Origin of the sequence: Solibacillus sp. FSL K6-1781, from assembly GCF_038630735.1 — a bacterium.
GTDB lineage: Bacteria > Bacillota > Bacilli > Bacillales_A > Planococcaceae > Solibacillus > Solibacillus silvestris.
Genome location: NZ_CP152038.1, coordinates 1,557,790 through 1,577,542, shown reverse-complemented (window position 1 = coordinate 1,577,542; position 19,753 = coordinate 1,557,790). Strand labels below are relative to the sequence as shown.

The following is a 19,753-nucleotide window of genomic DNA, read 5'->3' as shown; positions in this document are numbered from 1 at the left end:
ATATTACGAAAATAAATTTCGAAATTAAATATCTCGAACTTGAGATAAATATAACAAAGGATTTTACAAACGTCAAGTGGTTCTTATAATTTTTTCTTTATTGGTGTTTTGAAGGATTGTAATTGCATTGGCTGCTTATGTCGGGGTTACCTCTTCTTTATAAATTGGTGAATACAAGTGTATAGAATGGTATTTTATTAAAAAGATTTCACCCTTTTAAACTTTCCACCTACCATCAGTCGTCTTATAATTGTCGACAGAGTAAAAAAGGAGCTTCAAATAATGATTGAAGAATTAGAAAATGCATTTATTACATTTATCCGGACGCAGCAAAATTCGCTATATTTACTGGCATATAGCTATACAAAAAACGAGCAGGATGCACTCGATGTCGTGCAGGACAGTATTCAAAAAGGTTGGCTTGCACTTGAGAAACTGACAAACCGTGATCAGATGAAAAGCTGGTTTTATACGATTTTAGTCCGAACAGCGATTGATTTACTACGTAAACAAAAGCGGGTCGAGCTCATTGGGGACGGTTCCCTTCTGCTATTATCTGAGGAAGATTCATACCTCAATCTTGATTTACAGCAGGCATTGCATCGTTTACCTCTACACCTGCGTGAGGTGGTAGTGCTGCGCTATTTTGAGGATCTGAAAATCGAAGACGTCGCGCACATTTTGACGATTCCTCTAAGCACGGCGAAATCAAGACTTTATAGAGCCTTAAAGCTATTAAAAATTGAGCTTGAAACGGAGGAGAATTAAACATGAATGATAAATTAAAAAAGCTACACACACAATATAAGGATATACCGATTCCACAGGAACTTGAGATGATGATTGAAAAAAATCTGCAACGTCCTCCTAAGAAGAGAAAACGTAAACTGCCTCTTTTTTTAACATCTGTTGCTGTGGCGGCAATTCTGTTTACAGTAGGCCTTAATACAAATCCTGCGATGGCGAAAAATTTGGCGGATGTACCAGTCATCGGTCAAGTCGTCAAGGTGCTTACATTTACAGAATATGAAATGGTCAAGGATGAATATACAGTTGATATCCAAGTGCCTCAAATTTCTGGTTCTTCTGCTGACATCGAAGCATTGAACGAAAAATACGCTCAGGAAGGTAAATTACTTTATGAGCAGTTCAAGACGGATATTGAGGAAATGGAAGCTGGAAATATGGCAGTGAACAGCGGCTACGTTATCAAAACAGATACCGATGAAATATTGTCATTCGGTCGTTATGTAGAAGTTATTGTCGCCTCCTCTTCATCTGTTATGCAGTACACTACGATTGATAAACAGGCGGAAACGGCCATTACATTACCGAGTCTGTTTAAAGACGATCGCTACGTAGAAATTATCAGTCGCTATTTGGAAGATGAAATGCGCAGGAAAATGATTGAAACAAAAGGTGATGAAATGTACTGGGTAGGCGGAACTGAATGGCATGACGAATCATTTGGTGTCTTTGAAGGCATTTCACCTGAGCAAAACTTCTATATTACAGAAGCAGGTAAGCTTGTGATCTCCTTTGATGAATATGAAGCAGCACCAGGCTTTATGGGACTTGTAACATTTGAAATACCGACAGAGCTGCTTCAGGATGTGCTGGTGAGCAATAAATATATTAAGTAATAAATAAGCAGGTGTAACCATTAAAAAGGATACACCTGCTTTCCTTTCTTCCATGGCACATTCTATGATCCCTATTAACGCCATAATAAAAAACGGAATGAAGTTATATGACTCCATTCCGTCCGTTCAACATTTTCTTTTTTTCGATTAAATTTCGTATTCGATTACAACTTCTTTACTATTGCTAATATTCGGAGATGGCTGTGAATTATAAACACGTGAATATGGCGGCACCGAATATGTCAGCCAAATATTACTGCCAAGCACCGTGTCATGACCAATTGTCGTTTTCCCGCCTAAAATTGTAGCTCCAGCGTAAATGACAACATTATCCTCAATATTTGGATGACGTTTTACACCTTTAATCGGGTTACCGTTTTCATCAAGCGGGAAACTTAATGCACCTAACGTTACACCTTGATAGATTTTAACATTGTTGCCGATTGTGCACGTTTCTCCAACAACGACACCTGTGCCGTGGTCAATGAAAAACGAATGGCCGATTTTGGCACCTGGATGAATATCGATTCCTGTTAACTGGTGTGCATATTCAGACATGATACGTGGAACGATTGTGACATCCATTTTATACAGTTCATGTGCAATACGATGGATAAATACAGCACGTATCGACGGGTAGCTTAACATGATTTCTTCCGTTGATGTAGCAGCAGGATCTCCGTTATATGCAGCCTGGATATCTGTTTGAATTGTTTCACGGATTTCAGGGAAACGGTCCATTAACTTCATTACAACATGATCCGCTTTTTCTCGGCATTGGCCATCACAATTATCAAAGTTTTGGTAGATTAATACTTTCTCGATAATATCACGCAAATCCAACGCTGATTGACGAAGATTATTATTCAGTTTCATCAATGTACGTGTTTCATCGACAACACCTTGATTATAAATCGTCGGGAAGAAAACTTCATAAAAACTATCCAATATATGATGGATTTGATCACGGCCAGTGAATCCAATCGATTTTTCAACTTCAATATGTTTTTTGTTATAGTCGATTAGCTTATTAGCGATTGTTGATGTTTCTTTATTTAACCAGTCCTCGATTTTCATGCTAAAACTCCTTTTCTATTTAAAATACATAGTAATGAAGATTATACTACACAAAACGCGCAGTTTGACCCTTCTTTTCAAAATTGTAAAACAGCTAACGGACAATAGCTAATAAAGTGCTTCTCTATTCATCACGCAAGATGATAAGTGGAATGATGCGAATATAGATAAGCTCCCCCACAATTTCAACAAGTGTCTGGGTGACAATAATCGCCACAACGAGCGATCGGATTTCCTCAGGCATTGCAAGTGCAAATGGTAATACAACAAGTGAATTACGTGTCGATCCGCTAAAGATCAATGCACGGCCTGTCCGGATATCTAGCTGAAGCTTTTTCGCGATGATCTTTGAGATGAAAGGCATAATGATCATAAATGCTATGTAGATGGGGATTACTTTTAAAATCCATTCAAATGAACCCGACAATTTGCCGATTTGTGATGCAACAATTACAAAAAGAGTTAAAGCCATAAATGGTACAGGAAGCCACGAAGATATCTCATAAACACGACCGCCCTCTATTGATGAAATTTGTACAATAAGTGCAACAACTAATGGAAAAACAATAAATGAGACAAACGCTTCAAAAAATGGAGCCACTTCTACTATATTTGCCGCTTGTTCGCCGATAAACAACCATAAATAAAAAGGCAGTAACAGCATTTGTGCAACAAAAAGAAAGGGTGTGGCACTGAGCATCGCTTTTTCATTCCCCTTGCCAAGCATTGTAAATACTATGACATAATCTATACATGGAGTGAGTAAAACAAGATAAACGCCTAAAAATAGTGGCGGATAATCTGGAAGAAACAACGTCAGGGTCCATACGACAATGGGAACCGCAATAAAATTGACTATACAGAGTGCGTAAAAGAAACGCCGTTTTGAAAAAGTTTCTTTTAAAGCTGCAAAAGGAATTTGAACAAACATACTGTACATTAATATTCCAAGGATAAACGGGATTAATTTTTCCAATTCATTTTGAAACTCCAGAAAATTCAATCCTGTAAATCCGGCCAATAGTAAAGTTATGATATATATCGTTACTTGATTCTTTTCAAGCTGTTCTCTTGAAATCATGACAAAAACTCCTTTTACCGATCGATTTCCAATGAGACCATGTTATCCTTTTATTTCTTCTTTTACAAACTGTTCTCTTCATCCTCTTATTATTTAGTAATTTATTTTCAAAAAAAGAATGAATGACCAGCAATCTATAATATAATTAATTCATTAGTCAAAATAATCTGAAGGTAAAGGGAGAATTATTCATGTCTCAAGCGAAAAGTATTAACTATTACAAAGAATTAATTGATTTGAAAGATGTCGAAGGGATTGAAGCCCAGTTTCAACGATTACTTGATGTTTCAATTGAATCCATCCATGGTCTGGAGAATTGGATCGAGGATGAAAAAAATTTACGCTTTGAAATAGAAGAGGCGTTAACAGGCCATCTTGTCGACTTCTACCGAAATACCGAAGATCCGCATGTCAAATCAACCTACCTTCAGGATCAGCAAGTCATTCAGCCTCTTTTAATGACATACGAGGCAAAGTTAAATGATAAATGCTGTGAATCCCCTTATTTCAATGAATTGGATGAAAATCGTTACGGCTTAATGAAACGTTTTCGTGAGTCAAAAGTGAAACTGTTTAGAAATGAGAATATCCCTCTATTAGTTAAGGAACAAGAACTATGCACAAAGTACAGTGAAATTATGGGTGGTCTCACTGTGGAATGGGACGGAGAGGAAAAACCTTTCCCTTTTATCGAATCGCAGCTAGACAATTTGGACAGAAACGTTCGGGAAAAAGCTTATCATTTAATTAGAGCTGCTTACCGTCAAATAAAGCCGGATACGGATGCGCTCATGGATGAACTCGTTCAACTACGCCACCAAATCGCAATCAATGCCGGATTTGAAAATTACCGTGATTATATGTTTGTCGCAAAAAACCGTGAGTACAGTATTGAAGATTGTTACGACTTTCATGAAAATGTTGAAAGGCATATTATTCCGGCTTGGAACAGGCTTGCAGATGTTTTCAAGTCTAAACTTGGTGTCCAAACATATCTGCCTTGGGATAACACTGCAAAACTGTTGAAAAATCCTCCTTACGCTGAGACATCAGAGCTTTTGGACGGGGTTGCTGAAATGTTAGGAAAAACCGACCCGTATTTTTCAGACCGTTTGCAGTACATGAGGGAACATGGATTACTTGATCTTGGAGACCGTAAAGGTAAAAGTCCGGGTGGTTTCTGTGTCCCATTGCCTGTTTCCGGTGATACATTTGTTTTTGCAAACTTTAGTCCTTCCTTTTTCTCGCTCATTGCTTTAATCCATGAGATGGGGCATGCGGTGAATGGTTACCTCCAAGCTTCAGAACAGGGCCCTATTGAAGAATTCCAGTGGCGAGCGGAAATAGCTGAATTGTATTCACACGGAATGGAATTGTTATTATTGGATAAATTTAATCTATTTTATCCGGAAGAAGAGGAATTCAAAAGCGCACAACGTGAAGAACTGAGACGGGCATTTACGATGTTATTCGGCCCATTGTCTGGAGATCTTTTCCAACATTGGATGTATACAAATCCTCAGCATACAGCAAAGGAACGTGATGAGAAGTTTTATGAAATTTCAAAACGTTACGGGTTGAGCCCAGTTGATACGACCGGTTTTGAAGAGGTAATTGGCATGAGCTGGATCGGTACCCTCCACTTTATTCAATATCCTTTTTATGATATTGAATACTCGATGTCAATGCTCGGTGCACTTCAATTACTTGAGAATTATCAAAAGAATCCGCAGCAAGCTGTCGAATTTTACAAAAAAGGTGCAAGTGCGGATTACAGTCAATCCATTGCAGCGATTTATAAAGAAACTGGCGTCGATTTTGACTTTTCAGAGTCAACTGTTAAACGCATGGGTGAATTCTTGGAAAAAGTGATACAGGATATTAATTCATAATCGCTATAGAGCAACATGAAAAGAGCGAATTCCCTTTACGGAAATTCGTTCTTCTTTTAATTATAGCCATTCATGTAACCTAATTACTACCTTTAACAATGTTCTTTACACCGACATACGTTGCATAGAAATACCCGCCATAAATGATGCCAAGAATTAATGAACTGACTAGGACACTTTCGTAGTTGAAATGGAACATTCCGCTGACCGCCTTGATACCGACAATGGAATGAATGACAGCCAGACCTAAAGGGAGTAAAAAATAGATGAGACATTGTTTTAATATAGCCCCATTTATCAATTTATCCGTGACACCGATTTTCTTCAGTGATTTATAGCGTTCCAAGCTGTCACTTGCGTCAGATAACTGCTGCAATGCCATTACGGCCGCGCTCGATATAATAAAGATGAGCCCTAAAAACAGGCCAAGGAATATAAATAATGCTGCTGAACCCTTTTCTTGCTCTTTAATCTGATTTTCTGTACTTCCAATGACTAATCCTGGATTAATGGATCTATATTTATTTTCATCAAGGTCATTAAACAGGGTTGTAAATTTCTCTTCTGATTTTTCATTGTAGCGATCTTCATATATTACATTAAAACTTGTATACTCTAATTGAAGGTTTCCTGTAAAATTATCAGGAATAATAAGATAAAAGAAGTTACTGCCCCTGTTAATTTTTATATTTTCTTCAATAGGCACATCATTTTTTATTTTATATGCTTTATCCTCAATGATAATATTTTCTTCATTTTTCATATACTCAGGCAAAGCTTGAATGATCTTGCCATAGGTCGATACAACGAGTATTTCGTCTTCCTTTAAATCAACAGACTCTTGCTCCGTCAGATTGATAATTGCATTATAATCCGATATTTTTAGTGCAGATACTGGACCATACATGTAATTTTCCTGTATAGCAATCTTTTCCTCGTCGCTTAAATACTGTGATAACAGATCCTCAATCGTTAAATCAAGAAGATATTCATCAAAGAAGGCATGTTTTTCATATGCTTCAAATGTAAAGTCTATATTGTTTAAGTAAGCTTCAATATCATTTACCGCAGGATCCTCTTCCTCTTGATTAACAACAAGAAATGCCGAAGCATCAAAAGGAGTTGTATTTGCTGTATTTTTATCAATCGTTCCTTTTAAATCAAACGCAGTAAAAATGAGTGAGATAGTTAAAAAAAGCATTAGACTGATAATTGTCATCGAAAGAAAGTTCGTGTTGACCTTATTGTTTATTTGTCTTAAGACAAAAATATTTATATTTTTAAAATAGAACCCCTTATTCTTTTGCGCAATTTGTATAAAGAAGCTCGATAGGCTGAAAAAGAATAGGAGCGTTCCAAAGACCCCCATTAAAATCGTAATTATCAGATCCGTATCTTCAGCATTTAAGCCTGTCTCTAGGATTCTCATATATGCGAATATCAGAAATGCTACTGATAAAATAAAGGTTAGCACTGATACGAAAGGATTTTTCAACTTTACTTCTTCATTACGTTTTGAAGCATTTAACATATCGATCAGTTTGTATTTGGAAATCGTAAACTGGTTGAAAATCATGACAAGTAAATAAATGATGCCAAAGTAGACAATCGATTTCATCATGGCGCCAAGTGAAAAAACAAACTTATATTTATCAAGATCCATAGACAGGATGTTTGCCGTCAGCACTGACAGACCCTGCGATACAATAATCCCAAGTCCAATACCCGCAATTAAAGAGACTACACCGATTAGGAGAGTTTCGACGATTAAAATTCTCGAGATTTTCCCTTTTGACATACCTAATGTCATGTATAAGCCAAGTTCTCTTTTCCGCTTTTTGATCAAAAAGTTATTGGCGTATACAATCAAACCTCCAAGAATAACTGATACAAACACTGATGTTCCAGACATAAGCAATTCTAATGATTCACGAAAAATCGTATTCTTGTTCATTTCCTGGATAGCATTTTGCGAGTCAAGAGAGTTGAAACTGTAAAATATACAGACACCTAAAGTCAATGTCAGAAAATAGATTGAATAATCCTTAAAGCTTCTTTTAACATTGTTGATTGCGATTTTAGAGAACATTGCTAACATCGCCTCCAAGTAAAGTCACCACTTCAATGATTTTATTAAAGAATTCCTTTCTTGTATCATTTCCGCGCACGAGCTCATTAAAGATCCGACCATCTTTTATAAACAATATCCTATTGGCATAACTTGCCGTAAACGAGTCATGGGTAACCATCAAAATTGTTGACTGGTATTCTTTATTCAGCTTTTCAAAGGAATCCAACAGTAATCGTGATGATTTTGAGTCAAGTGCACCCGTTGGTTCATTGGTTCATCGGCTAAAATGAGGGAAGGCTCAGTTACAATCGCTCTTGCACAAGCGACTCTTTGCTTTTGGCCTCCCGATAATTGAAATGGAAATTTGCTAAGGATGCCCGTAATATCAAGCTTTTCCGCAACGGCTTTAATGAGTTGATCGATTTCCATTGCTTCTCTTTTTTGAATCGTCAAAGCCAAAGCAATGTTTTCATAAGCTGTCAGAGTATCTAGCAGATTAAAATCCTGAAAGATAAAACCTAACTCGTCCCGTCTGAATGCTTCAAGCCCTTTCTTCTTTAAAGTTGTAATATCCTGATTATTGATAATTATTTTGCCAGTTGTAACATGATCAATTGTCGAAATACAATTCAGGAGCGTTGTCTTTCCGCTCCCTGAAGGACCCATAATTCCTAAAAATTCACCTTCATTTACGTTAAAGCTGATATTATCTATTGCTTTTGTAATATTACCTTTGTTTCCGTAGTATTTTTCAATTTTTTCTACACTTAATATCGGTTGCATGCTTTTCCTCCAAGATACATCTATTTTTTCACATCAAATTCGGCTTTTGTTTCCATAATTTTTTTCCCTTTTACATATATCGTGACACCGTAATGCCCTTCTTCAAGACCTTCCGGAACGGATAGCTCGGCAGTGAAATATTTCGCATCGTTCACAAGCACTTCCTCTTCCACTAAAAATCGATTCTCTTGTTTTATTTCGCCTTTATACCAAACCACTTCTGCTTCATTGATCCAGAATCGGTTTCTCTTTGCGGAAAAATAAACTGTTTCCCCTTGTGTAAATAAATTCGTTATATCAGATGGTCTGCCCTTATCATCAATCGCTTTTGACGTGACACCTTCTACAATTTTTGTTTCTGTTGCATATTCATACACCAGGAAAATTCCAAGACCTAACAGAAAGATTCCTAATATTATTGGAATTGCTTTTTTCATTTTTTATTCCCCCTAATTGATTTCTAACTGTATCTTATCAATAGCTATCGGGAAGACATATTGCTTTATATTTTATTTAAGTGACATTTTTGCAAGATTATAAACAAAAGCGCTAAAGCGCCCGATTAACTCCGCCAGCCATTGGAGGTCCCGACGCAAAAGTAAACGTACCATCACTTTTGCACGAGGGGCCGAAATGGCCAAGGAGTTGGCGCTTTAGCCTAGACGCAAATAAAATTTTTAGTTTAAGGGATTTACAATGCGATAATGATTCCCTAATAATTGAAAAACGGATCTATAGCAATTGTAATGTACAATCACTATAAATCCGCTATTCTAAAGTTGAATTACTGCATGAAGACTACACTGCCTAAAGGGAAAATAATACTCACCTTTGTTCCCTCGCCAATTTTTGAAGTGATGGTAAGACCTAGACCAAGCTGATCTGCGAGTTTTTTACATAAATAAAGCCCGATACCGGTAGATTTTCCTAATTTCCGTCCACTTTCCCCGGTAAACCCCTTTTCAAAAACCCGATGTAAATCCTTTTCTGTAATCCCTAAACCGTTATCCTCAATCGTAAGGACAATATTATTTTCATTTCTGACAGTATGGATGATCACCTTTCCATCACGTTCACGGATATACTTAATTGCATTTCCGATCAGCTGATTTAAGATAAACTCCAGCCATTTTGCATCACTGAAAACAGTCCCTTCAACTTCTTCAAGATCAATCGAAATCCCTTTACTAATAAAGTCTCTTGAATTTCTTTTTATAACACTTCTTACAAGGTCAACTAAAGAAACCTCTTTTATGAGGTAATCCTTGCTCACATTGTTACTTCTTGAATAATAGAGAACCTGCTCAATATATTCTTCAATCTTTTTTACTTCCTCTTGAATATTTCGTGTAACGCCATTTTGATTATTTTCAATGATCAGCCGTGTTGAGGCAATGGGTGTTTTAATTTCATGTATCCATGTTTCAATATATTCCCTATACTCATTTTCCCGGTCCCGATAACTTTTTACATGTTCATGCATATCTTTGTTTGCCTGACGCAATACCTCATACAATGCCTTACCTTCCACAGTTTCAGGTTCTTTCATAACTTCCGGCAGCAAATATTTCTGATCTAAATTTTCCATAATGCTAGTTATTTCGTTATAAAATGTTTTCTGCTTAAAATATTCGATCAGTACATATATGATGAGAGGGAAAAACCAAATACAGAAAATAAGAAAAACAATTTGGACATTCACCCCGACAAGTATCATAATGCCGCCAATAATGATAAATAAGATGACATTAATGAGTACAAAAACTGTTCTGTCTTTAACATATTCTTTAAGTGTCATGGAAGTATATATCCTAACCCCCGTCTCGTTTCGATATTTTTCTCCATACCTAACGCTTCGAGTTTTTTTCTTAATCTGGTGACATTGACCGACAAGTTATTATCATCTACAAAGACATCTGCGTTCCACATAAAATCCATGAGATCGTCCCTTGATACGATTTTTCCTTTGTTTTTATAAAGGCAGGAAAGTATTTTGATTTCATTTTTAGTGAGCTCTGCCTTCTCCCCTTTATAAATAACAGAACCGTTGGATAAATTGAGCTTTAAATCATTATAAACAAGGGTATCCCTTATACTTGACCCCTGAACTCTTCTTAATATGGTTTCAATTCTCGCCAAAAGAATCTGAGTGTTATAAGGCTTTGTGACAAAATCATCCGCGCCTAAATTCATACTCATCAGTTCATCCATTTCATTATCCCTGCTCGTCACGACAATGATCGGCACATCCGATTGCTTCCTTATTTCTCTGCAAATATAGTATCCGTCAAAAATGGGTAGGTTAATGTCCAGCAAAATAAGGTCCGGTGCTTCGTTTAGCGTTTCCTGAATAATATTTTCAAATTTTGTCGGTGCAATTGCCTCAAATCCATATGTGTTTAAAAAGCTTTTCAATTCTTCTCTTATCGTTTCTGTATCTTCTATAATCACGATTTTTGACATACGTTCACTTCCTTTTAACATTTAGATTCCCAGATTAAAATTCATTTACACTTATACCATGCTTAAACATCTATCACAAACATATATACAGGCAGAGCTATGTAATTTACTTCAACATAAAAACATTTTTATCCTTTTAGGGACAATAAGAAAAAGAACGAATCCCCTTATAGGAAATCATTCTTTATAAAATATGAATTATAAACTCTGCAGCCCTATTTCAGCTCCAGGCTTTGTTTATCATCAGCATTTTTCCCTACTATAACGCAAAGCACAACGATCATAGCTAAAACAATTGTAATCCATGTGATCGATTCTCCTAAAAATAATACAGAAAAACCAATCATTAAAAAAGGCTGCAAGTATTGAATCTGCCCTACCCTAGCTATACCTCCTAAAGACATACCACCATACCATGCTACATAAGCTAAAAACTGACTGACGATCCCTAAATAGAACAAACTGATCCATGCTTCAATAGGCGCATCCAGCATACTGTCAGATAAGCCAAGGCCTACAGGAATAATAAAAAAGGGTGCACCAATTAAAATAGCCCAGGCAATTACTTGCCAGCTACCAACTTCCTTTGAAAGTTTGCCACCTTCTGCATAACTTAATCCAAGTAATATGACCGCTGCAATCAGCGCAAAGTCTCCTTTATGCAATTGCCCTAATCCTAAATAGATGGCATAAATAATGACCGTTACCGCCCCTGTTGCACTCGCAATCCAATAGCGTTTCGAAGGTCTTTCGCCTCCTCGCCACATTGCAAAGCCTGCTGTCGCAAGTGGAAGTAAGGCCAATTCAATTGCACCATGTGAAACCGGCAATGACTTCATCGCATAAGTTGTTAATATCGGAAAAGCCAGTACAGCTCCAACAGCGACAATAAGTAAGTTCTTAAATTGGCTTATACTCGGTAAAGGCTGCTTTTTCACAATAAATACTGTTCCTACTATAATTGCTGCAATAACTGTCCTACCCAATCCGACAATTGTCTCACCAAAATAAGGGACAGCAATACTTGTAGCCGGTAATGTAAAACTGAAACAAAAGATTCCAATAAAGCCCAACAGCATCCCTTTTTTCATACTGATTTCCATTTCGTTCCCCCTTCACAGTTTTAAAAAAATATTCCATAATTAGTTAATACGATTAAGCTAATTAAACAGATTGTAAGGAATATCCGCTCTTTTTAAAATAAGAGAATTCCCCATCTGTCATGGGACAGATAGCAAAGGAGAACTGGATGACAACTAAATATATTGGCATTTTGGAATGGGTCAAACAACAAATACAGGATGAGAAATTAAAAACAGGAGATAAATTACCATCAATTCGACTGCTCGCTGAACAATTTCAATGCAGCAAAAATACGGTCGCGAAAGCATTACTTGAGTTGGAAAAACAGCATATTATCTACGCTAAACCGAAAAGTGGCTATTATGTAGTGGATAATCATAATACATCCGTTCATCATCAGGACATTGCTATTGATTTTTTATCGGCCGGTCCAGATCAAAGGATTATGCCCTATGAGGACTTTCAACATTGTATTAACCAGGCAATCGATCATTATAAAGAACAATTATTTACTTATAGTGATCAACAGGGACTCCTTTCTCTACGTAAGGAGCTTGCGAAGTATTTACAACATTTACAAGTATTTGCGAAACCCGATCGACTGGTCATTACGTCCGGATCACAGCAGGCCCTCCATATTCTTGCTGCCATGCCGTTTCCAAACGGGAAAAAGAATGTATTAATTGAGCAGCCCACTTACTTTGGTATGATTGATGCCTTACAAGTAAACGAAATTACAACATTTGGAATTGAAGTGACAATGGAAGGAATGGATTTTAAAAAACTGGAGAAGTTATTTCGCACCGATGATATTAAATTCTTTTACATCATCCCAAGATGCCACAACCCATTAGGACATCATTACACTAATGAGGAAAAGAAAAAAATTGTTGCTCTTGCAGAAAAATACGATGTATATATCGTAGAGGATGATTACTTGGCAGAACTTGATACAGATTTAAAAGCCGATCCTTTGTTTGCATATGAACCTAATGAAAGAGTCATTTATGTTAAGAGCTTTTCCAAAGTATTTTTGCCTGGACTGCGAATTGCAACAGTGGTTCTCCCTGAAAAAATGATTTCTTCCTTTGTACACAGTAAATTCAGCGCGGATTTCTATACATCGCCACTTTCACAGGGGGCTTTGGAAATCTATTTAAAAAACGGGATGTTTCAATACCATTTAGAAAAGGTGAAAAAATTATATTCAAATAAAATGAATTTATTATTAGAAGCTTGTTCATTGCATTTACCTACCTATGTACAATTTACAAAGCCTAAAACTGGTTTTTATCTCACCATCTTCTTGCCTTCCGGTATTGATGTCGATAAATTAATATACATGCTGCATAAAAACCATATTTATGTAGATAATGCGTCGAGGATGTTTTTAAGCGAATATAGTCAGAAAGCAATTCGACTAAGTATTTCACAAGTAAACGAAAACAAAATCCATCTCGGACTTCAGCAATTAGCCGCTCATATAATTGATCTGTATGAAAAACGGAATTATAACGTGCTTTCGTTTAAATCCTATCTTTAAATTCATTAATACCTCTCAAAATAAAGATGCCCGGTTCAATTTAGAACCGGGCACTTGTCTATTTAAAAACAATGAATTTATTTCACTTCTTCCACTTGCTCAGCACTTGCTTTCACGCGGTCAAAGCCTACTTTAACTGCATTTACATATTCTTTAATCACATTCCGAGCAAGTTCTGACTGAGGATTCAGTGATTCAAAACCATGGTATGCGCCAGGATATAAGTGGAATTCCACATCAACACCTGCCTGTGCCAATTTTGATACATACGTAATTGTTTCGTCACGGAAAGGATCCAGCTGACCTACACATGTATACGTATAGGGAAGGTTACGGTAATCCTCAGCTCGTGCCGGTGCAGCATAAATCGGTACTTCATCATGTCCGTGCAATTCGCCTAAATAGCATTTCCAGCCAAAATCATTCGTTGTTTGATTCCACACCATACCTTTTGTAATTTCGTTGGCAGAAGGCGTATCGTTGCTGTCATTAATCATCGGATAAAGCGGCATTTGGAAACAAATTGACGGATACTCACGGTCACGCGCAAGCAATGTTAAACCCGCTGTCAAACCACCGCCGGCACTTGCCCCCGCTACGCCAATACGGTTCTTATCGATTTGAAGTGCTGCTGCATTATCCGCAATCCATGCAAGAGCACTATAGCAATCTTCAAGCGGTGCAGGATAAGGATGTTCCGGAGCTAAACGGTAATCAACGGAAACAACGACACAGTTTGCTGTTTCTACAACTTGTACACAAAGATGATCATTGTCTTCGATGGAACCTAATATATAACCCCCGCCATGAATCCACAGTAAAACCGGTAATTCTTGATCTTGGTGGGCTGGTTTATAAATACGAACGCGAATTTCATTATCATCAATGCCAGTAATAGTTTTATTGATAATATTCACTGTTTCAGTACTTGTTAAAGATAGTACCGCTTGTGCCATACCTTCACGCATTGCTGCCAAGTGTTCTACTTTAAAATCAAAGTCCGTAAATGATTCTAAACCGGCTAAAAATTCTGGATTTACTCGTTTAATCATCTTCATTCCTCCATGTCACTAAAATTAAACTCACCCTACCAATCTATTCGTCCCACAAAATGATTAGAACTTAATCAAAAATAATTTCTGTAAATCTAACATATATTTAATAGCAGAAAAACACGGATAATCTCTAGGATTATCCGTGTCTTCAATTACTTCTTTATTTCTTCATACGCATCGATGATGAACTGGATTTCTTTTGTGACTTTCAAATCTTTCACACCATCCATTGCATATAGGATATCACGTTTGGCATTTTCTTTGTCCCCTAGTTTGAAATAACATAATGCCCTTACAGCAAACGCCCGGTACATCATCGATAAATCAATAGGGTGCTGATTGTATTCTACTATTTCGATGTCTTTCAAAGTTTGCAATGCCTCTTCATACCGTTCAAGCATGTAGTAGGCATAACCATATTGCCCATTAAAGAAAATATCCGCGCTGTAGGAAACGCCTTCTAAAGCAAAATTAGTTTCAAATCTGGTCGCAACCGTTTTTTCATAATCTTTTTCAATTTGATTTGTATATAGAAGCGTAACTAGCTGCTCCATGAGCGTTTCATTCGGATCTTCCATAATTTCTGCGAATGCCCGGATTTTTTTTAAATAATAAGAAGCTTTTTCCCCTTCTTCTTTCGAACAGTGAATGAAAAATAAAAAGCGGTAAAAATCATTTAACCGATATACGATTTTTTTCTCTTTTGCTAATTTTAATGCTATTTCCAAATACTTTTCCATTTGAACATCATCATTTAGCGCTGCATATGAAACCGTAATATTATAGTATAGATCGAGTTTTTCAAGATCATCAATCAAATCTCCGTATTTTTCGATATACTTTTCCCCTTCGTGTAAATAGCGCAGACCTTCCGCATAATTATTTTCCAGAAACTTAATGTTTCCCATGCGACCAAAAATCTTCAATATTTTCGAATAGCCATGTACTTGTTCATACATTCTGACGAGCTTGACGAATGGCTTTTCCGATAAATCCATTTTCGCAAAGTAGCGCATTGTCAAATACACTTCGTAAATGCGTACTTCCTCAAAAGTTACCCCCTTAAGGCTGCCATTTTCATGAAATGGATGAATCAGATGATACAGTTCGAGAACTTTTTCGTTTATTTTTTTATCATCATGCTCTTTATTTAGAGCTAAACGTTTTATTTCAACATCACGGTATAATTCTTTCATTTGCTGATGATTTTCGGTTTGCATGAGCTCGGACACATCAATGTCGAGCTGTTTCGCAATATGCTGAAGGCTCTCCATTGACGGCTGTGCCTTCCCGTTTTCAATCAGGCTGAGCATCCCTTTTGTTATTCGGTCCCCCGCTACTTGGGCAAGCGTCATTTTACGTTCTTTTCTTAGTTCTTTTATTTTTGCACCAATATTTAACACGTCGTCACCTCATTACATACAGTTTACCAAAAATCATATAAAAGGCGAATATTTTAACCTAATTAAACATTTGGTTAGAATTTTAATATAAAAAAGAGAAATTATTTTAATTAAATTAAACTTTTATATTGCAATTAAAAAAACTCCGCCATATAATAAGTTTAATTAAATTAAACAAAGGGGTTTGTTTATGAATGAACAACAGAAATTGAAAAAAGCAACGTATCATTTATACACGTTTCTAGTAAGTAAAATGATTGGTGCACTTGGGTCACATGTTTACAGCTTTGGAATCAGTATGTATATTTTATCGATGACAGGCTCTTCGCTCAGTTTTGCGACAAATATTATTTTAAGCTACTTGCCGCGCACAATCATGTCACCGATTGCAGGTCTCTTAGGGGATCGTTTCCCAAGGAAATGGCTTGTGCTCGGTGGGCAAACCGGGGTCATCCTGACAGTAAGCGGCTTATTGCTCTACACGCATGAATTCGGATTATCTTTAATGGCGATTTATATTGCAACGGTGTTCAATAGTATTTTCAGTACTTTTTCCGGTGTAGCGTTTTCCGCATCGATTGCCAATCTGGTCGATGAAGCTCGACTGCAAAAGGCGATGAGCTTTAATCAGTTGTCCTATTCTATTTCGGGAATTGGCGGACCGATCTTCGGCGGGATGTTATTTGGTTTTGTATCGATGGAAATGTTCCTTATTATCTTTATCTGCGCTGCTGTAATGACATTAATGCTGGAATCAACAATGAATTTTATACTATATAAGAAGGAAACAATAAATGATAATGCTGAAAAAGAATCGATGTTCGAAAGTTTCAAAGCCGGCTTCCGCTATGTCAATACAAAGCCGATTATTAAAGCGATTTTATGGACAGCACTTTGGTTAAACTTATTTTTCACAGCAATCAATGTTGGCGGGGATTATATTTTATTGACAATTTTGAATTTAGATCCAAAATACATCGGTTTTACAGAGGCTGGAGGTGCAGTCGGAATTTTAATTACATCCATTTATTTCGCATCAAGAGCAACCGTCAAATTTCCTTTACTGACAGTTAAACGGTCCGTGTTCGCCTCTTCTATTGTTGTCATTTTATCGTCACTGCCGCTCATTGTAACATTTTCGGCATTGATGAATTTCATTTATTATTTAATTATTATGTTTTTATTTGGAGCATTGGGGGTTATTACAAATACCCCGCTTGGCGTATTGATGCAAACTTCGATTGAAGAAGAATACCGGGGGCGGGTTTTTGGAATTATCGAAATGATGGCGATGAGTGCCATGCCTGTCGGAACACTTGTATTCGGGATTTTATACGAGTTCATTCCAGCCCAATATATTTTAATCGTCAGCGGGCTGATCCTAATTGGTATTGTACTATTATTATTGCGCCCCTCTATATTGGAAATGGCTCATCCTGAACTGAAAAAGGCGAAATTAGAAACAGAACCTGTAACCGAATAATATAATATAGAACTATGGCTAATTTTCTGAATTAGCTCCTTTTTTATTAAATAGGAGCCTATATTAGTTTGATATACGTTCAAAGTTTCTGTACATTTATAACTGATAAATTAAATCTGACAATTGTTAGGCATTCATAATGAACGAAGCAACAGTCAAAAACGCTGACTAGTTTATTGCTAGACAGCGTTTTTACGTATTTGTATACCGTTTATTTCATTAGCGTGATTCTTTCGGTGGCTGGCACACTTCACATTTTTGCTGTTTGTTTTCTTTGAATTTTTTCCAAGGTTTTTGGAATGTGTTCCCACAAGCACATTGGAAATCTAATTTTTGCGAAAACCCTTTAAATTCTGTTGATATTAATTTTGTATCTGTATTCTTTTCTACATATTCGCGAATCGAATGGATTGTCCATTTCTTTGACATTAACTACACCTCCACAAGCTATTTATTATAGCATGAAAATTTATCATTTCCTTAATTAAATAACCAATCGACCAAAAAACCGAAACCTTTAAAAGCAAAATAAAGTAAAAGGAAACCAATAACGATAAATCCTAAGCAGCCGAATAAACCAGAAAACATAAAAAGTTTTATATTTGGTCCTTTCCTACCGCCCCATTCCTCTTTTTTATCACTCGTGACGGAATTAATTGTTTTGCAATGCGGACATTCCTTAATATAAGTCCTTTTCTGTTGTTTTTTTCCGTTAAATATTTGGATTTCCGAAGAAAAATGATCTGTAGAAAAATCGATCGTCATCCTTTCGTGACAGTTTCTGCATTCAATTTCTACTTTTTTGCCATCCATGACTACCAACTCCTTTTATTTCGTTCTTAACGCAATGATCCTGTAATGAAAATTTTTCAGGCGTATATACATATGGTAAAGGCATCTGCCTATGAATAGGAGGAATATAATTGAATAATGGTTCGGATTCTACACCCTCTTTAGAAGTAATCGCAGCCAGGCTTGCCTATGCAGGTGCTGCTGTTACAACGATTGGCGATGTATTGTCTATGATTTCTGCAGGAATTTCATTAAAGCTGCTTGAGGAGCAAAACGGACAGCAGGCTTCGGCTTCCTATGGCAGCGAATCTGATTTTAAGCAAATGCAAGATGAAATCGATAAATTAATTCGGGAACTTCGGCAAATAAGAAAAATGATGGGCAAACCCTAATCCCGATTAAACAAATATTTTCTTGAATCTGCTTCGATCCGCGGTTCACAATCATCACAACTGATGCTTGCTTGTCGGTTTACTTTATATTGATTATATTTTTTTGTACCTTCCATCAACTTGAATGGCTTCCGGCAATACCGGCAAGTTGTCTCATAAAAAAACATTTCAGATCCATTCCTTCCGCAAAATCTTTTTATATTATAACTTAAAATAAAAAAAACCTATTGCGAAAAGTAAGTTTCATCGCAATAGGCTTTGTTTTATGATTTTAAAAGTTTAACCGTGACTGTTTTTCGACCCCAATTTTTAGCTGTCGATTTTTTACTCATAAAAATATCAATTTTCTTTCCTTTAATGGCACTGCCAACATCACCCGCAACGGCAATTCCATAGCCTTCCACCCATACTTTAGAGCCAAGTGGAATGATTTTCGGATCTACGGCAATAACCTTCAAACTAGGATTTTTACGTAAATTCAACCCGGTTTTCGTAATACCAGAACAGCCTTTGCAGTTAGCTGTGTAAGCCGTTGATGACATCTTAATTGTCTTTTTTACATTAGAAGGATGTGTGGCTGATTTTTTTATTGTCGCTTTCTTTGCTGCCGGCTTATTTTTAATATGGCTTGGTAATTTAAGGACTTGTTTAATTTGTACTTTTGTAGTCTTTAAATCATTCAATGCCATAAGTTCTTTTACTGATGTATCGTATTTCTTCGCAAGCATTGTTAAATTCTCGCCTTTTTTAATTGTATGTGAAGCTGCCTCTGACGTTCCTGCAAAAATAAATGTGCTTGCGACCATAATCGCAATAAATGCTACTATTTTCTTGATCATACTTGAATATTTCCCTCCAGAAAAAGTGTCGTGAAAAATCTTTTTGATTCAACATGACCTAGCATAACCTCCCAATGTTTCAGTGAGATGACATCTTCATGCCGTCAATATTACAATTCGATAACAAATAGTCGAAATATGTCGAGAATATAT

18 protein-coding genes and 1 pseudogene are annotated in these 19,753 nt (G+C 36.5%); 6 read left to right on the top strand and 13 right to left on the bottom strand.

Annotated features, from left to right (window positions below; translation table 11 throughout):
• The first annotated feature begins 282 nt into the window (after window positions 1-282).
• Window positions 283-768 (top strand): sigma-70 family RNA polymerase sigma factor, encoded by a 486-nt coding sequence (locus tag MHH37_RS07720; protein ID WP_342575731.1) that lies wholly within the window; start codon window positions 283-285, stop codon window positions 766-768.
• Between the two features lie 2 nt (window positions 769-770).
• The gene (locus MHH37_RS07715; RefSeq protein ID WP_342575730.1) at window positions 771-1,643 is read left to right on the top strand and encodes a DUF3298 domain-containing protein; all 873 of its coding nucleotides are present in this window, start codon (window positions 771-773) and stop codon (window positions 1,641-1,643) included.
• Window positions 1,644-1,790: 147 nt separating this feature from the next.
• Here MHH37_RS07715 and epsC read toward each other — a convergent pair whose 3' ends face one another.
• Window positions 1,791-2,720, bottom strand: coding sequence for a serine O-acetyltransferase EpsC (gene epsC, locus MHH37_RS07710; RefSeq protein WP_008408424.1), 930 nt, complete (start codon window positions 2,718-2,720; stop codon window positions 1,791-1,793).
• Window positions 2,721-2,844: 124 nt separating this feature from the next.
• Window positions 2,845-3,801 (bottom strand): arsenic resistance protein, encoded by a 957-nt coding sequence (locus MHH37_RS07705; RefSeq protein ID WP_342575729.1) that lies wholly within the window; start codon window positions 3,799-3,801, stop codon window positions 2,845-2,847.
• Between the two features lie 191 nt (window positions 3,802-3,992).
• Between MHH37_RS07705 and MHH37_RS07700 the strand changes: the two genes are divergently transcribed.
• Window positions 3,993-5,693, top strand: a complete 1,701-nt coding sequence (locus tag MHH37_RS07700; RefSeq protein ID WP_342575728.1) for a M3 family oligoendopeptidase — start codon at window positions 3,993-3,995, stop codon at window positions 5,691-5,693.
• A 79-nt stretch (window positions 5,694-5,772) separates the two neighbouring features.
• On the opposite strand, the gene MHH37_RS07695 is transcribed toward MHH37_RS07700, so the two are convergent.
• The 6 genes and pseudogenes from MHH37_RS07695 to MHH37_RS07670 form a co-directional block, all read right to left on the bottom strand.
• On the bottom strand, window positions 5,773-7,782 hold the full coding sequence (locus MHH37_RS07695) for an ABC transporter permease (RefSeq protein WP_342575727.1): 2,010 nt from the start codon (window positions 7,780-7,782) through the stop codon (window positions 5,773-5,775).
• Window positions 7,772-8,547 (bottom strand): annotated as a pseudogene (locus MHH37_RS07690) (ABC transporter ATP-binding protein). The gene MHH37_RS07695 and the pseudogene MHH37_RS07690 overlap by 11 nt, the downstream one beginning before the upstream one ends.
• 20 nt (window positions 8,548-8,567) lie before the next feature.
• The gene (locus MHH37_RS07685) at window positions 8,568-8,984 is read right to left on the bottom strand and encodes a hypothetical protein (RefSeq protein WP_342575726.1); all 417 of its coding nucleotides are present in this window, start codon (window positions 8,982-8,984) and stop codon (window positions 8,568-8,570) included.
• Between the two features lie 347 nt (window positions 8,985-9,331).
• Window positions 9,332-10,345 (bottom strand): sensor histidine kinase, encoded by a 1,014-nt coding sequence (locus tag MHH37_RS07680; protein WP_342575725.1) that lies wholly within the window; start codon window positions 10,343-10,345, stop codon window positions 9,332-9,334.
• Window positions 10,342-11,010, bottom strand: a complete 669-nt coding sequence (locus tag MHH37_RS07675) for a response regulator transcription factor (protein WP_342575724.1) — start codon at window positions 11,008-11,010, stop codon at window positions 10,342-10,344. The genes MHH37_RS07680 and MHH37_RS07675 overlap by 4 nt, the downstream gene beginning before the upstream one ends.
• 215 nt (window positions 11,011-11,225) lie before the next feature.
• Window positions 11,226-12,113: a DMT family transporter gene (locus MHH37_RS07670; protein ID WP_342575722.1), complete on the bottom strand. Its 888-nt coding sequence runs from the start codon at window positions 12,111-12,113 to the stop codon at window positions 11,226-11,228.
• Between the two features lie 146 nt (window positions 12,114-12,259).
• On the opposite strand from MHH37_RS07670, the gene MHH37_RS07665 reads away from it, so the two are divergent.
• Entirely contained in the window at window positions 12,260-13,636 is a 1,377-nt protein-coding gene (locus MHH37_RS07665) for a PLP-dependent aminotransferase family protein (protein WP_342575721.1), read from the top strand.
• Window positions 13,637-13,713: 77 nt separating this feature from the next.
• Here MHH37_RS07665 and MHH37_RS07660 read toward each other — a convergent pair whose 3' ends face one another.
• Together MHH37_RS07660 and MHH37_RS07655 are read right to left on the bottom strand one after the other, a co-directional pair.
• Complete coding sequence (locus MHH37_RS07660; RefSeq protein ID WP_342575719.1) at window positions 13,714-14,688, bottom strand: alpha/beta hydrolase; 975 nt, start codon at window positions 14,686-14,688, stop codon at window positions 13,714-13,716.
• 155 nt (window positions 14,689-14,843) lie between these two features.
• On the bottom strand, window positions 14,844-16,094 hold the full coding sequence (locus tag MHH37_RS07655) for a helix-turn-helix transcriptional regulator (RefSeq protein ID WP_342575717.1): 1,251 nt from the start codon (window positions 16,092-16,094) through the stop codon (window positions 14,844-14,846).
• A 190-nt stretch (window positions 16,095-16,284) separates the two neighbouring features.
• Here MHH37_RS07655 and MHH37_RS07650 point away from each other — a divergent pair, with 190 nt between their 5' ends.
• On the top strand, window positions 16,285-17,577 hold the full coding sequence (locus MHH37_RS07650) for an MFS transporter (RefSeq protein WP_008408448.1): 1,293 nt from the start codon (window positions 16,285-16,287) through the stop codon (window positions 17,575-17,577).
• Window positions 17,578-17,796: 219 nt separating this feature from the next.
• Here MHH37_RS07650 and MHH37_RS07645 read toward each other — a convergent pair whose 3' ends face one another.
• Window positions 17,797-18,006 (bottom strand): hypothetical protein, encoded by a 210-nt coding sequence (locus MHH37_RS07645; protein ID WP_008408453.1) that lies wholly within the window; start codon window positions 18,004-18,006, stop codon window positions 17,797-17,799.
• Between the two features lie 51 nt (window positions 18,007-18,057).
• A complete protein-coding gene (locus tag MHH37_RS07640) occupies window positions 18,058-18,390 on the bottom strand; it encodes a redox protein (protein WP_342575714.1) in 333 nt (110 codons plus the stop codon).
• Window positions 18,391-18,500: 110 nt separating this feature from the next.
• Between MHH37_RS07640 and MHH37_RS07635 the strand changes: the two genes are divergently transcribed.
• Complete coding sequence (locus MHH37_RS07635) at window positions 18,501-18,761, top strand: hypothetical protein (RefSeq protein ID WP_008408455.1); 261 nt, start codon at window positions 18,501-18,503, stop codon at window positions 18,759-18,761.
• 263 nt (window positions 18,762-19,024) lie between these two features.
• Here the strand turns inward: MHH37_RS07635 and MHH37_RS07630 are convergent, their stop codons facing one another.
• Window positions 19,025-19,600: a 3D domain-containing protein gene (locus MHH37_RS07630; protein WP_342575712.1), complete on the bottom strand. Its 576-nt coding sequence runs from the start codon at window positions 19,598-19,600 to the stop codon at window positions 19,025-19,027.
• Window positions 19,601-19,753 lie beyond the last annotated feature (153 nt).

Excerpts from the sequence above, each read along its gene's own strand:
- MHH37_RS07720 (WP_342575731.1), top strand. The coding sequence starts at position 283 with ATGATTGAAGAATTAGAAAATGCATTTATTACATTTATCCGGACGCAG.
- MHH37_RS07715 (WP_342575730.1), top strand. The coding sequence starts at position 771 with ATGAATGATAAATTAAAAAAGCTACACACACAATATAAGGATATACCG.
- epsC (WP_008408424.1), bottom strand. The coding sequence starts at position 2,720 with ATGAAAATCGAGGACTGGTTAAATAAAGAAACATCAACAATCGCTAAT.
- MHH37_RS07705 (WP_342575729.1), bottom strand. The coding sequence starts at position 3,801 with ATGATTTCAAGAGAACAGCTTGAAAAGAATCAAGTAACGATATATATC.
- MHH37_RS07700 (WP_342575728.1), top strand. The coding sequence starts at position 3,993 with ATGTCTCAAGCGAAAAGTATTAACTATTACAAAGAATTAATTGATTTG.
- MHH37_RS07695 (WP_342575727.1), bottom strand. The coding sequence starts at position 7,782 with ATGTTCTCTAAAATCGCAATCAACAATGTTAAAAGAAGCTTTAAGGAT.
- MHH37_RS07685 (WP_342575726.1), bottom strand. The coding sequence starts at position 8,984 with ATGAAAAAAGCAATTCCAATAATATTAGGAATCTTTCTGTTAGGTCTT.
- MHH37_RS07680 (WP_342575725.1), bottom strand. The coding sequence starts at position 10,345 with ATGACACTTAAAGAATATGTTAAAGACAGAACAGTTTTTGTACTCATT.
- MHH37_RS07675 (WP_342575724.1), bottom strand. The coding sequence starts at position 11,010 with ATGTCAAAAATCGTGATTATAGAAGATACAGAAACGATAAGAGAAGAA.
- MHH37_RS07670 (WP_342575722.1), bottom strand. The coding sequence starts at position 12,113 with ATGGAAATCAGTATGAAAAAAGGGATGCTGTTGGGCTTTATTGGAATC.
- MHH37_RS07665 (WP_342575721.1), top strand. The coding sequence starts at position 12,260 with ATGACAACTAAATATATTGGCATTTTGGAATGGGTCAAACAACAAATA.
- MHH37_RS07660 (WP_342575719.1), bottom strand. The coding sequence starts at position 14,688 with ATGATTAAACGAGTAAATCCAGAATTTTTAGCCGGTTTAGAATCATTT.
- MHH37_RS07650 (WP_008408448.1), top strand. The coding sequence starts at position 16,285 with ATGAATGAACAACAGAAATTGAAAAAAGCAACGTATCATTTATACACG.
- MHH37_RS07645 (WP_008408453.1), bottom strand. The coding sequence starts at position 18,006 with ATGTCAAAGAAATGGACAATCCATTCGATTCGCGAATATGTAGAAAAG.
- MHH37_RS07640 (WP_342575714.1), bottom strand. The coding sequence starts at position 18,390 with ATGGATGGCAAAAAAGTAGAAATTGAATGCAGAAACTGTCACGAAAGG.
- MHH37_RS07630 (WP_342575712.1), bottom strand. The coding sequence starts at position 19,600 with ATGATCAAGAAAATAGTAGCATTTATTGCGATTATGGTCGCAAGCACA.